Origin of the sequence: Natronococcus roseus (genome assembly GCF_043677095.1) — an archaeon.
GTDB lineage: Archaea > Halobacteriota > Halobacteria > Halobacteriales > Natrialbaceae > Natronococcus > Natronococcus roseus.
The window spans coordinates 108,246-120,981 of the sequence record NZ_JBHLJR010000007.1; the positions used below are offsets into that span (position 1 = coordinate 108,246).

Annotated in this window: 11 protein-coding genes and 1 pseudogene; 6 read left to right on the forward strand and 6 right to left on the reverse strand. The window is 66.4% G+C overall.

Annotated features, from left to right (window positions below; genetic code table 11):
* Positions 1-446 precede the first annotated feature (446 nt).
* Entirely contained in the window at positions 447-1,175 is a 729-nt protein-coding gene (locus ACFEMD_RS18970) for an SDR family NAD(P)-dependent oxidoreductase (protein ID WP_394742967.1), read from the reverse strand.
* A 242-nt stretch (positions 1,176-1,417) separates the two neighbouring features.
* Here ACFEMD_RS18970 and ACFEMD_RS18975 point away from each other — a divergent pair, with 242 nt between their 5' ends.
* Complete coding sequence (locus tag ACFEMD_RS18975; RefSeq protein ID WP_394742855.1) at positions 1,418-1,684, forward strand: AbrB/MazE/SpoVT family DNA-binding domain-containing protein; 267 nt, start codon at positions 1,418-1,420, stop codon at positions 1,682-1,684.
* A gap of 3 nt (positions 1,685-1,687) precedes the next feature.
* Positions 1,688-2,089, forward strand: a complete 402-nt coding sequence (locus ACFEMD_RS18980) for a type II toxin-antitoxin system VapC family toxin (RefSeq protein WP_394742856.1) — start codon at positions 1,688-1,690, stop codon at positions 2,087-2,089.
* Between the two features lie 309 nt (positions 2,090-2,398).
* Here the strand turns inward: ACFEMD_RS18980 and ACFEMD_RS18985 are convergent, their stop codons facing one another.
* A complete protein-coding gene (locus ACFEMD_RS18985) occupies positions 2,399-2,869 on the reverse strand; it encodes a nucleoside deaminase (RefSeq protein ID WP_394742857.1) in 471 nt (156 codons plus the stop codon).
* A gap of 38 nt (positions 2,870-2,907) precedes the next feature.
* On the reverse strand, positions 2,908-3,327 hold the full coding sequence (locus ACFEMD_RS18990) for a VOC family protein (protein WP_394742858.1): 420 nt from the start codon (positions 3,325-3,327) through the stop codon (positions 2,908-2,910).
* Between the two features lie 291 nt (positions 3,328-3,618).
* Between ACFEMD_RS18990 and ACFEMD_RS18995 the strand changes: the two genes are divergently transcribed.
* Positions 3,619-3,768, forward strand: coding sequence for a hypothetical protein (locus ACFEMD_RS18995; RefSeq protein WP_005557342.1), 150 nt, complete (start codon positions 3,619-3,621; stop codon positions 3,766-3,768).
* A gap of 54 nt (positions 3,769-3,822) precedes the next feature.
* Here the strand turns inward: ACFEMD_RS18995 and ACFEMD_RS19000 are convergent, their stop codons facing one another.
* Positions 3,823-4,248 (reverse strand): universal stress protein, encoded by a 426-nt coding sequence (locus tag ACFEMD_RS19000; RefSeq protein ID WP_394742859.1) that lies wholly within the window; start codon positions 4,246-4,248, stop codon positions 3,823-3,825.
* 206 nt (positions 4,249-4,454) lie between these two features.
* Between ACFEMD_RS19000 and ric the strand changes: the two genes are divergently transcribed.
* The 3 genes from ric to ACFEMD_RS19015 all read left to right on the forward strand — a co-directional run bounded on the left by ric (position 4,455) and on the right by ACFEMD_RS19015 (position 11,808).
* On the forward strand, positions 4,455-5,165 hold the full coding sequence (ric, locus tag ACFEMD_RS19005; protein WP_394742860.1) for an iron-sulfur cluster repair di-iron protein: 711 nt from the start codon (positions 4,455-4,457) through the stop codon (positions 5,163-5,165).
* Between the two features lie 183 nt (positions 5,166-5,348).
* Positions 5,349-8,618: a nitric-oxide reductase large subunit gene (locus ACFEMD_RS19010; protein WP_394742861.1), complete on the forward strand. Its 3,270-nt coding sequence runs from the start codon at positions 5,349-5,351 to the stop codon at positions 8,616-8,618.
* Between the two features lie 379 nt (positions 8,619-8,997).
* Positions 8,998-11,808 (forward strand): cation-translocating P-type ATPase, encoded by a 2,811-nt coding sequence (locus ACFEMD_RS19015; protein ID WP_394742862.1) that lies wholly within the window; start codon positions 8,998-9,000, stop codon positions 11,806-11,808.
* A gap of 74 nt (positions 11,809-11,882) precedes the next feature.
* Here ACFEMD_RS19015 and ACFEMD_RS19020 read toward each other — a convergent pair.
* Both ACFEMD_RS19020 and ACFEMD_RS19025 read right to left on the reverse strand, forming a co-directional pair.
* Positions 11,883-12,059: pseudogene (locus tag ACFEMD_RS19020) on the reverse strand (universal stress protein); the annotation flags it as partial.
* A 165-nt stretch (positions 12,060-12,224) separates the two neighbouring features.
* Positions 12,225-12,701 carry a pyridoxamine 5'-phosphate oxidase family protein gene (locus ACFEMD_RS19025; RefSeq protein WP_394742863.1) on the reverse strand — a complete coding sequence of 159 codons (477 nt, stop codon included), beginning with the start codon at positions 12,699-12,701 and terminating at the stop codon, positions 12,225-12,227.
* Positions 12,702-12,736: the final 35 nt, after the last annotated feature.

A 12,736-nucleotide genomic window follows, 5' to 3' on the forward strand; every position in this document is an offset into this window, starting at 1 on the left:
AGCACGCGACTGCAAGGAGCGCGCAGCGAGTCAGAACGCCCGAGAACGGCAGGGGCTTTCGCGGTAATACTGAGAGAAGCAGACGCTGCTCGCACGAACACAGGGAATCGCCACGCCCTCCCCAGCCGATTCGCTCGCTTTGCTCACGGCTTCCGCCGTTCGCATTGCCGCGGCGCACAGCGCCGCGCTCCGCTCGCTCATCCCTCGCGCAGCATCGTCGCCCGTCCTCACTGACGTTCGGCCGGACGACAGCGCGCGCCGCCGTCGATCGAGTGGATGGCCCGACGTGATACGTAGTTCTCTATACGTAGCGCGAGTTTCACACGAGATTCTGAATAATGGAATCGTACTACCAACTACTGCTATAGTAACAGCTGAACTGTTTGCACACCGATCGCACAGCCGTCGTGCGCTCGGGTGCGCACTGACGTGCAGCGGCTACTGTACTACCCCATTCGCTCGCCGCCGTTGACGTTCAGGGTCTCGCCCGTGACGAACGTGGCGTCGCGGAGGTAGGCGACCGCCTCGGCGATGTCCTCGGGCCGACCGTACCGGTCGACGGGAATCGCCGCCAGCTCCTCGAGCTTTTCCTCGGGCGTTCGGTCGCTCGTCATGTCCGTCTCGACGTGACCAGGCGCGACCGCGTTCACGCGAATCTCGGGCGCGAAATCCGACGCGTGGCTCCGGGTCAGCGAGAGCAGCGCCCCCTTCGAGGAGGCGTAATGGCACTCGATCGCCGCGCCGGTGTGAGCGAGGATCGAGGAGACGTTCGTCACCGACGGCTCGTCGGCCGACTCCCGGAGATAGGGAAGCGCTGCCTTCGTGACGTTGAACGCCGAGTTGACGTTGACGTCCATGATCCGATCGAAGTCCGCGGGCTCGAGATCTTCGGTCCGGACGTGCTGGTCGATCCCCGCGTTGTTGACGACGTGGTCGATCCCGCCGAACGCGTCGGCTGCGGCGTCGACCAGCCGGGCTGCAGCGTCGGACTCCGAGACGTCGGCTCCGACGGCGATCGCTTCCTGACCCCGCTCGCGGATCTCGTCGGCGACCCGTTCGGCGGCGTCCTCGCTCGAGCGGTAGTTGACGGCGACGTCGTAGCCGTCGTCGGCGAACCGAAGCGCGGTTGCCTTCCCGATACCTCTGGACGATCCGGTGACGACTGTGGCTGGCACGCCTCGAACTGTCGATCGAGACGACTTGCCTGTTCCGACCGCCACCGCGGGCGGAACCGTGATCACGTCGGCGAACTCGAGCATCACGGCCTACTCGTCGAGTCCGGTTTCGTCGTTCGGAGCTCGTGAAAGGGGCGTTCGGAATCGATCGGACAGTTACGGTGGAAAGGGCTCGAGACGGACGGGAAATTGCTATGACTACGGGAATTTTTTGTCGTTTCCCGTACGAGGAAGGGTACGCTATGTCGAAATCGACGGACAAACAGGGACGGATCTACCTCCCGAAGGATATCCGCGAGCGGTTCGGTGACCAGTATCGCATCGTCGAACTCCCGAGCCACGTCGCGCTCTTCCCCGTCGACGAGGACCCGCTGGACGGTCTCCGAGCAGCTGTTGGCGATGCCTTCGCGGAGACGGAAGCCGACGAACTGAAAGCGGACGCTCGCGAGGCAATCTCCCGAGAGGTGCGGGCGGAAGCGGAAGATCGGTCCCAGGGCGACGAAGAATGAGCCGTGTCCGTCGGAGCTGACTTTCTCACCGCGCTGGTGAACGACGACGACTGGTTTCAGGAGGCCGCAATCCGCGCCCTCGAAGAGTGCGAGGACGTCCACACCTCGATGCTCGCGGACGCCGAAGTGCTGGTGTTGTTCTACGACCGCGGAGCGGCCGAGTACGAGATCGATGCGCCGCGAGCGATCACCAACCTGCTCGAGCTGGTTCCCATCGTTCCGACCGAACACGAGGACGCGGTTCTGGCCGCCGCGGCGTTCCTCGACGAGTACGATCTCACCCCGTTCGATGCACTCCACGCCGGGCTCGGTACGACCCACGATGGGGGTGTTCTTTCGACCGAGCAGGAGTACGACGCCGTCGGCCTCGACCGTACGCCGTTGGAACACGAATCCTCCGGGTGAGCCTCCCGAGACGGAATGGATGCCGGCGCGCGATACGTCGGAAAGAGGATATTTGGGGAGATGGAAGGGACGCATCGTCGCGTAGCGAGTTTTCGGCACTGGCGGCAAAGTTATCTTACTAACTTAGGTAAAGGCCTAATATGAGAATCTTAGATTCCTTACCAAGATTAGAGCGTTAAGCAGATTTCGAAGGAGAGAGACACCGATCACGGGTGAACGGACGCCGGATAGGATCGGAAGGCGACCGAAATCAACGGTCAGTCTCGTCGCCCCCCGTCGACGGTCAGTCTCGTCGCCCCCCGTCGACGGTCAGTCTCCCGTCGCTCCCCAGTCGAAGGTCTCGTGGACCCGCCGACCCTCCTCGTTCAGCACGGGACCGACGACGTCGGTGCCGTTCTCGAGAATCGTCGCCGCGCGAACCGGCGGCTCGTGGCCGGTGAACTCGCCGATCTCGTTGCCGCCGACGCTGTAGACGACCCGATCGAACTCCGCACGGATCATTCCGCCGGCGCACATCGGACACGGCTCCGTGCTGGTGTACATGACCGTCTCGGCTCGCTCCTCGGGCTCGAGTTCCCGACACGCGCGGTAGGCGAGGTGGAGCTCGGGGTGGCGGCGAACGTCGTTCTCGGTCACTACGCGGTTCGACTCGGACATGACGACTTTGTCGTCGCGGACGAGGACGCTGCCGAACGGTCGATCCCCTCGAGTGGCGGCCTCGCGGGCGAGCTCGAGCGCGTCGTGCATGTGGGCATCGTGGTCGAAGTCGTCGGCATCCATGGAGTCGCGTTCGCGCGGCGACGGCAAAAGGGATCGGCCTACTCGCTCGAGTCGTCCTCGAGGTACTCGATGAGTTCGATCCGTACGTCGTCGGGCGCGACGAAGAAGGCGATCCGCTTGTCGCCGTAGACCGCGGGCTCCATGACGATTTCGACGCCGTCGTCGGCCAGTCGGGCGAACGTCTCCTCGATGCCGTCCTCGACGACGTAGCCGAAGTGGAGGAAGCCGAGCGGCTGCTCCTCGACGAGCCCCGCGGCCTCGTAGGGCGCCCGATCGAAGAGGTAGACGCGCTTGTCGGCGATGCCGAGAACGACCGCGTCGACGGCGAACTGGTCGTCCGACTCCGCGGCCCGGCGACGCTCGAGGATCTCTGCGTCCAGATGCTCGCGGTAGAACTCCGCGGCGGGCTCCGGCTCCTCGACCTTGATCGCGACGTGGAAGAACGATTCGGGTTCCATCGGTACTACTGTTCGAGCTTCCAAATTAAGTTACTGGCGGACGGATCGTCACGTCCTCACTCGATCCAAAGGATGGCTCTCGGCGGTCGAGACTCACCCGTGTGCTCGAGCAGCCGATCCGGCCGGCGTTACGTCGGTAGCGCTGCCGACGCGTACCGGAATAGTGTCCCGTCCGGAGAACGGCTCGATCGCGAATTGGAGGGGTGCTGTTGTTACTGCTGTAACGGCAGCCTCGTCACTACGGTCGCCTTCTCGGTCGGCTTAACACAATCAAGGCCATCGGAACCGGTAATGACGACGGATACTCGATCGAAGACGGCCGCGGTCTGTGAGAACTGTGGGAAGGCGGTCGCCGCCCGGCTCTCGGAGGACGGGGAGATCCGTCCCATCGGATCGCGTCGCGGCTGTTCCTGCGGCGGGACCTCGTTTCGAACGCTGTAAGCTCTCCTCCAGCGCCCGGGACTCGAGATCGGCCGCCGTTACGTTCGCGACCGGTTAGCGAACGACGACGACCGGCGTCGGCGAGCGACGGACGACGGTCTCGGCCACACTGCCGAGTAGAACGCGGGAGACGCCCTCTCGACCGTGGCTGCCGATGACGATGGAGTCGTACTCGCCGTCGACCGCCTGGCCGACGATGACGTGGTTCGGTTCGCCAATGATCATCTCGGTCTCGATCTCGCGGTCGTGTGCCGACGCCGTCTCGCTGGCCTCGTCGAGGAACGTTCGTCCCCGCTCTTTGGCTTTTTCGGCGTTTGGAACCCTGTCTTCCGGTTCCTCGAACGACGCCCAGTAGCCTCTGGGTGCCGGAACGACGTACAGCGCGGTGATCTCGGCGTCCGGGAACGTCTCGAGGGCGTACTCGAGTGCCTGTTCGGACGGCTCCGAGCCGTCGTACGCGAGGAGGATGCGTTCGGTCATACGCGACAGTACGTCGGCTATCGGTATAAGAAAGGGTCGTTAGCCCCAGTTGCTGGGATTCGGCCCGAACAACGATACCGGTCGAACGGCCGCGAACGATCCAGGCTCACGACAGATCGTAGCCCATGCGAACGTATTCGGGAGAAACTGCTTCGACGAGCGGATGGACGGACTACGTACAGCGCGGACGAACGGTTTTCACTACTATGACCACGACCACAACGATCGACTCCGAAGCCTCGCTCGGGCGGCTCGTCGGCGACCACCCGGAGTTCGCAGCCGTCTTCGAATCGCTCGGCATCGACTACTGCTGTGGCGGCGACACCCCGCTGCGACGGGCCTGCGAGGAGAACGGTCTCGAGGTCGAGGCCGTCCTCGAGCGACTGGCGACGACCGATTCGACCGACGAACTCGCTCCGGCCGAGGCGTCGATCACGGAACTCGTCGACGACGTCGTCGAAACCCACCACGACTACCTGCGCGCCGAACTCCCATCCCTCGAGCGGACCGTCCGCAAGGTCGCCCGCGTCCACGGCGACGCCCATCCCGAACTCGAGGCGATCGAGGCGGCGTTTCTCGAGTTGCAAGAGGAGGTCACCCATCATATCGCCGACGAGGAGGAGAACGTCTTCCCCGAACTCCCGAAGCTGGAGAACGACGCGCCGCTGACCGCCGCGGAGGAAGGCCAGATCCGCGAGGCGATCGACCACCTCGAGGCGGAACACGACGCGGCGGCCGCTCGTCTCGAAGAGATACGGACGCTGAGCGACGACTACGCGGTCCCGTCGGACGCCTGCACGAGCTACCGAAACGCCCTCGATCGCCTGCAGCTCCTCGAAGCGGACATGCACCGACACGTCCACGCGGAGAACAACGTGCTGTTCCCGAAAGCCGAACGGGCGCTCGAGGGACGCTGAGACGGAGTGGTGTCCCGATCCCCGGGATCGCGGTTCGCTGGGCACGCCCGGCCCACCGACAGTGCTCGGACGGAGCGCAAGCCCGAACCCGGGGGTCGCTTTCGGCCGGGATCAGCGACTGACAGCCGCACAAATATACAACTGGCTCGAACACGACGACACAGGTAGATGGTCACATAGCACATGGAACTCGCGAACGCGCTACTGACCGGGACAAGGGGTATAGATCGACTGGAGTCGGTGGCCGACCGCCTCGAGGACGGCACGGAAGCCGTCGCCACCGTCTCAGCGCAGGCTCGCCGAGCCGTCAGCGGGCGAGCCGCTGCCGCCGTCGACCGGGCTGTGGACGAACGCCGCGATCGGTCCGACTCCGACGAGCCGTTTCGCGATCGCGTTCTCGAGCGCGTCGCCGACGAGGCGTGCAGCCGCGTCGTCGGTCGCTCCGCCGAGGAACTGCGCGAACGGGCGGAGACGGACCGAGACGCGACCCTCGATCGGGCGCTCGAGGCGTTCCTGCGTCGGTACCGACTCGACGCGACGCGGCTCGACGACGAGACGCTGGCGGCGATCCGCGATCGGGTCGCGCCCGAGGCCGACCTCGGCCCCGAGGAGCTGCTCGAGCGCCTCGCCGACGCGGACGGATCCACACCGGATTCGGACTCGCAGACAGGACGGGCCGACCCCGCAGCCACCGTCGCCGACGCGTCCTCGGACGCGTACGGGACGTTCTGTGAAACGCTGGATCTCGAGACGGATCGGTCGCCGGACCGGATCCTCGAGGACGTCCTGAACCGAGACGCCGTCGAGGTCGCCCGGGCGCTCGAGCAGGGGCTCGAGGCGTTCCCGACGGATCTCGAGCAGCCGGGGACCGGGTCGGGGCAGACAGCTGGAGACACCCGGGACACGGGTGCCGAACCCGCGGCTCCGTCGGGCCCGACCCTCACGCCGGGCTCTACTGGTATCGACTCGGACACGTCCGCGGGACCCACATCGGTGGCGACCGCGGCGGCGCTGGCAGCGACGACGCTCCTGTCGGACGATTTCGGAGATGGACAGGCGCTGACCAGGCTGTTGTCGATGTTAGCCTCGGTGGGAGCGAGCGGTGACGGGTTCGGCGACGGCGTCCTCGGGTGGCGACTCCTCGAGCTGCTCTCGGGGTCGCTAGCGACTACCGACGCCGGCGGGATCGACCTCGCGTCGCTTCGCTCGAGGTCGGCGGGATCGAAGGCGCTGATAGCGCTGTTCGTCGCGAACCTCGTCGCGATGAGTATCGGGGCGTGGGTCTCCCGGGAGAAGGCGCCGCCGATCCCCGAGGAGATCCGCGACCCCGACGGGGAGGCGATCGTTACGGCCGACCAAATACGGCTGGGGAAGAAGGCGTTCCAGGCCAACGGTCTGATGAGCCACGGCTCGATCCTGGGCAACGGTTCGTACTTCGGGGTCGATCTGACCGCGGACGCCCTGGAGCTGAAAGCCGAGTACGTCCGCGAGTACTACGCCCACGAGCGGGGCGTCGACGCCGTCGAGGAGCTCGAGGCCGACGAGCGGGCGGGCGTCATAGAGCAGGCCGAGCAGGAGTTCGACACCGACGCGCCCGAGGGGCCGTTCGCGAGCTACTCGGCCGCGGAGGCCTACGCCCACCGCCGCATCCGCGAGGAGTACGTCGAGCGCTACTACGAGGGCGACCCCGATCGGGGCGTCCCGACGGAGTTCGTCAACTCGGCCGACGAGGCCGAACGGATCGCCGACTTCGCGTGCTGGACGGCGTGGATGGCCCACACCGACCGACCCGGCTCCGATCACTCCTACACGAACGACTGGCCCTACGTCCCGGGCACCGGGAACCGACCGACCGGGCAGGTACTGGTCTGGAGTGCGATCAGCCTCGTCCTGCTCATCGCCGGCGGCGGCGCGGGCGCCTGGGCCTACCACGCCTTCGACTTCGCCGAGCCGGCGACCGAGGTCGTCGACATCCCCTCGCCGGATTCGGTGTCGATCACGCCGACCCAGTACGCCGCGGCGTGGTACGTCCCCGTCGCCGGCGCGCTGTTCGTCGCCCAGACGCTCGTCGGCGCGCTACTGGCTCACTACTACGTCGAGCGCACCGGCTTCTACGGCATCGGCGACGCGCTGGGGATCGACATCGTCACCCTGTTGCCGTTCTCGGTCGGTCGCACCTGGCACATCAACCTCGCGATCCTCTGGATCACGGCGCTGTGGCTCGCGGGCGGGCTCTTCCTCCCCGGGCTGTTCGCCGACGGCGATCCGCCCCTGCAGGCCGCGGCTACGGCCGGGCTGCTCGGCGTCCTCGTCGCGACGACCGTCGGCGCGTTCGCGGGCGTCTGGCTCAGCTCGCAGGGGGCGTTCGCCTCGCCCGACGAGGGCGAGCTCTGGTGGTGGCTCGGCTCCGAGGGACTGGAGTACCTCGAGGTCGGCCGACTCTGGAAGGTGTTGTTGCTCGTCGGCTTCGTCAGCTGGACGGGGCTCGTGTTGCGAAGCGTCCGCCGGATGGACGAACCTCCGACCGGCCTCGGTCACTTCATGACCTACGCGGGCGGCTCGATCGCGCTGCTGTTCGCCGCGAGCATGCTCTACACGCCCGAGACCAACATCGCCGTCACGGAGTTCTGGCGGTGGTGGGTCGTCCACATGTGGGTCGAGGGCGTCTTCGAGTTCTTCGTCACGGCCGTCGTCTCGGTCGCGCTGGTCTCGATGGAGCTTCTGGACAAGGGTGACGCCGAGAAGGCGATCCTCTTCGAGGTGTTCGCCATCATGGGGGCGGGGATCGTCGGCGTCTCTCACCACTACTGGTGGGTCGGTCTCCCCGATATCTGGGTGCCGATCGGGACGACGTTCTCGACGCTCGAGTTCGTCCCGCTCCTGTTTATCCTCTACCAGAGCTTCGGCGAGTACAGCGCGCTGAAAGCCCAGGGTGAGTCGTTCCCCTACACGCTACCGCTGCTCTTCATCGTCGGCTCGAGCGTCTGGAACTTCGTCGGCGGCGGGGTGCTCGGCTTCTTCATCAACCTCCCGGTGATCAACTACTACGAGCACGGCACCTACCTGACCGTCGCCCACGGCCACGCGGCCACCTTCGGCGCGTTCGGCCTGCTCGCGCTCGGACTCGGCACCTACGTCATGCGGGTCGTCACCCCCGAGGCGGCGTGGGAACCCGCCTGGTTCCGCGGGGCGTTCTGGCTGACGAACGCCGGGCTGGCGGTGATGACCATCGCGTCGCTGCTGCCGCTTGGCTTCCTGCAGCTCCAGACGTCCTACCAGGACGGCTACGCCGCAGCCCGCAGCCTCGAGTTCTACGAACAGGATCGCGTCCAGACGCTGCTGTGGGCCCGCACGCTCGGCGACACGCCGATGATCCTTGGCGCCCTGGCCTTCACCGTCGGTGCGGTCCGACACCTCCTCGCCGCGCGGCGCGAGCACCGCACGACAGGCTAACCGTCCCCGCCGTCCCGTTTTCGACACGGACCGAACCGATCGCTCACACGTTCCGCGAGCGTGGCTGCTCGTACCGACCGCATCGAGACCGGCCGTTTCGACTACCAGCCGTATCGCCGTCCGCGACAACTGAATCGTCCAACGGTGAGCCAGAACGTCACGAGACGACCGGTCCGCAGTCGCACCTGTAGCACCGGGTGACTGTTCCCGGAGGGATTTAAGGGCGACGTCGTCGTACGGCTCCGCCGACGGCCTCCCTCGCGACAGCGTCGTGAGCGTTCCGGCGCCCCGACCGAGGCGTACCACCCGGTCGAGACTCGTGCTCGAGCGACCGAGAGTATCGACCGAACGCGGTGTCTTCGACGGCAACCAATCACACGTGTCACGATCAGCGCAACGCGAACGATCCGACCCCGAACCGCAAGCCGACTGGTACGCTCGACCGCTCGAGGATGTCCTCGAGGCCCTGGAGACGTCGCGGCGCGGACTGGAGCCGGCGGAAGCGCGCCGGCGCCTCGAGCGCGAGGGACCGAACGAGATCGAAGCGGGGGCGGGCGTCTCTCCGATCCGAATCTTGCTCGAGCAGTACACCTCGGCGCTGATCTGGGTGTTGATCGTCGCCGCGATCGTGATGGCGGGCGTCGGCCATCTGATCGACGCCGGCGTCATCGCGGGTATCGTCGTCTTCATCACGCTCTTCGGCTTCCTCCAGGACTACCGGGCCGAGCAGAGCATCCGGGCGCTCGAGGAGCTGTCGACGACGTCCGCACTGGTCAGACGCGGCGGCGAGAAGCGGGAGGTCGACGCGAGGACCCTCGTTCCCGGCGACGTGGTCTTCGTCGGGGCCGGCGACATCGTCCCCGCGGACGCCCGACTCGTCGAGGAGTCCAACCTGCGCGTCGACGAGGGCGCGCTGACGGGCGAGAGCGTCGGCGTCTCGAAGGCGGTCGGCGAGGTCGCCGCGGACACCTCGCTGGCCGAACGCGAGAACCTCCTCTACAAGGACACCGTCGTCCAGCGGGGCTCCGGGACCGCCGTCGTCGTCGAGACCGGTCCGGAGTCCGAGATCGGGCAGATCGCGACCGCGCTCGAGGAGGCCGAGGACCGCGACACGCCGTTCCAGGCAGAGATGGATCGGCTGGGAAAGCTCATCGCGGTCGGCGTCGTCGGGATCGTCTCGATCATCGCAGTTACCGAACTCGTCGTCGGCGATACGGCGCCGCTACAGGTGTTTCTGACGGCGGTCGGGATCGCGGTCTCGGCGGTGCCCGAGGGGCTGCCCGCGGTCGTCACCCTCTCGCTGGCGCTCGGGGCTCGACGGATGGCCGAGCAGAACGCCCTCGTTCGCCGACTGCCGATCGTCGAGGCGCTGGGCTCGGTCGACGTTATCTGTACGGACAAGACGGGGACGCTCACCGAGGAGGAGATGACCGTCCAGCGGATCGTTACCAACCGCGAAACCTACGAGGTAACCGGCACCGGCTACGGCACCGACGGCGAGTTCCGCCGGGATGGCGATCCCGTCGACGAGGACCGCGTGGCCGAGGTGTTGCGCTGTGGCATGCTGTGTAACAACGTCGACGTCGGAACTCGCGAACGGGACGACGACGGTGGAGCCGCGACCGACGATCAGCGCAGCGAGGGTGATCGGACGTATCTCGGCGACCCAACTGAGATCGCGCTGTTCGTCGCCGCACAGAAAGCCGGGTTCGACCACGAGGAGCTCGAGGCGGAGTATCCCCGGATCGGCGAGATCGACTTTACCTCCGCGCGAAAGCGGATGACGACCGTTCACGAGACGCCCGACGGCGGCATCACCGCGTACACGAAAGGCGCTCCCGAAACCGTCCTCGAGCGCTGTAACCGCGAACTCGTCGGCGGAGAAGTCGTCGAGCTGACCGACGAGCGTCGTCGAGAGCTCGAGGCACAGACAGAATCGTTCGGCGAGGACGCGTTGCGGGTAATGGGCTTTGCCTACCGACCGGACGTTCCCGACGCGCAGGCCGAGAATCCCGACGAGGACCTCGAGCGAGGGATGGTCTTTCTGGGTCTGCAGGGGATGCTCGACCCACCCCGCCCCGAGGTCCCGGACGCGCTCGCGGGCTGTCTCGACGCCGGCATCGGCATCGTCATGATCACCGGCGACAACGCCGTCACCGCGCGGGCGGTCGGCGAGGAGATCGGGCTTCGCTCGGCGACGGTGATCACGGGCCCCGAACTCGAGGAGATGAGCGACGAGGAGCTTGCGGCCGTCGTCGAAGACGTCGACATCTTCGCGCGCACATCACCGGAGCACAAGACCCGGATCCTGCAGACGCTGCAGGCGAAGGGACACACAGTGGCGATGACCGGCGACGGGGTCAATGACGCGCCCGCGGTCAAAAACGCCGACGTCGGCGTCGCCATGGGGATCCGCGGCACCGACGTGACCGAGCAGGCCTCCGACATCGTCCTGCTGGACGACAACTTCGCGACGATCCGTGATGCGGTGCGGGGCGGGCGACGCATCTTCGACAACGTCCGCAAGTTCGTCAACTACCTGCTTTCGGGCAACGGCGGCGAGGTGACGATGATCTTTACGGGGACGCTGGCGGGTCTTGGCCTCGTGATTACGCCGATCCAGGTGCTCTGGATCAACGTCGTCACCGACGGCATTCCCGCGCTGACGATGGGCGTCGACCCGGCAGCCGACGACATCATGGAGCGGGAGCCGCGACCGCCGGACGAGGGCGTCATCACGGATCGGATCGTGACCTCGATCGTCGGTATCGCGCTGTTCATGACGGTCTGTTTGCTCCCGCTGTTCACGCTGAACTTCTACGGCGAGCTGATCCCGGGGTACGACGTCACCGGAGCGCTGGTGGGCTGGAGTCCCGGCGACGACGTCGGCCGCGAGCTCGCCCAGACGATGGTGTTTACCGGTTTCGTCGTCTTCGAGATCGTTCGCATCCAGGCGATCCGGTTCCGGTACGGTCTCGAAATCGGCTCGAACCGGTGGCTCGTGCTCGCCGTCGGCGTCGCGATGGCGCTGCAGCTGCTCGTGCTCTACACGCCGACCGGGCAGCTCCTGTTCGACGTCGAACCGCTCGCGCTCGTCCACTGGGCCCAGATCGGGGTCGCAGCGGCTGTCTTCGCGCTGTTGATGGCCACGTTCGTGAAGCTTCAGGACCGGTACTTCGATCGGTACTGAGCGGATCGTATGGCCGTCGACGCCGTGTTTCCCGCCACGGCGGAGTCGCAGCGTCCCAGTCAGCGCTCGAGGGCAAGCACCGTCACGAGGACATCGAGGCTGCTCAGCCCGAGCTCGCCGTACCGGTGGGTCTCGACGCAGGACAGGGCGTGGATATCCGCGCCGTATCGATCCGCGATCGTGAGCGCGTGCTCCACCGCTCGGTCCGTTGACTCGCTTCCGTCGGTGGGTACGAGAATTATGTCGTACATCGGCGTTGGACACCACACCGAAAGGGTTCAGATAAGTAACACCGGACACGCTAATCGGAGAAGCTCGCGGACCGCGATCGGCCGGACGACGTCCGCTCGAGCGCCGGGGAGCGAATCGGTCGGCGCTCGTCGGCTCGAGACGGAAAGCGCGGGAGCCGCCGATCGCTACTCGTCCGCCGGCTCGAAGGCGGGCGGGAGCCCCTGGTGTTTGATCCCCGTCCGCTCGTCGATCCGGAACTCGTAGACGGCGACCTCCCCGGAGAGCGACGCCGACTCGAGGAGGCTCGGCCGCCACGCGTCGGCCAGGACCTCCTCGAGTTCGTCCCACGAGGATTCCGAGACGGTGGAGATCCGCCCCGACAGGAGGACGCTCTCCCAGTTGTACGCCGTGTCGACCGAGAACGCGAGAAAGCTCGCGTTCGCGGCCCGTTCGGTTAGCGCCTCCTTTCGGCTGTTCGAACCGAGGAGGTACGTAAAGTACAGGCGAGAGTCGCCGTCGTAGCCGAACGACAGCGGAAGGAGGTAGGGTGCACCCTCGTCGGGAAGCCCGAGAACGCCCGTCTTCCGGGTCGAGAGGAAGTTTCGAATCTCGCTGTCGTCCATTTCGACTAACCCGTACTCCCGCAGTTCGTCGACTGACATGGGCGACTAGTACGCGGAGTACCACGAAAAAATCC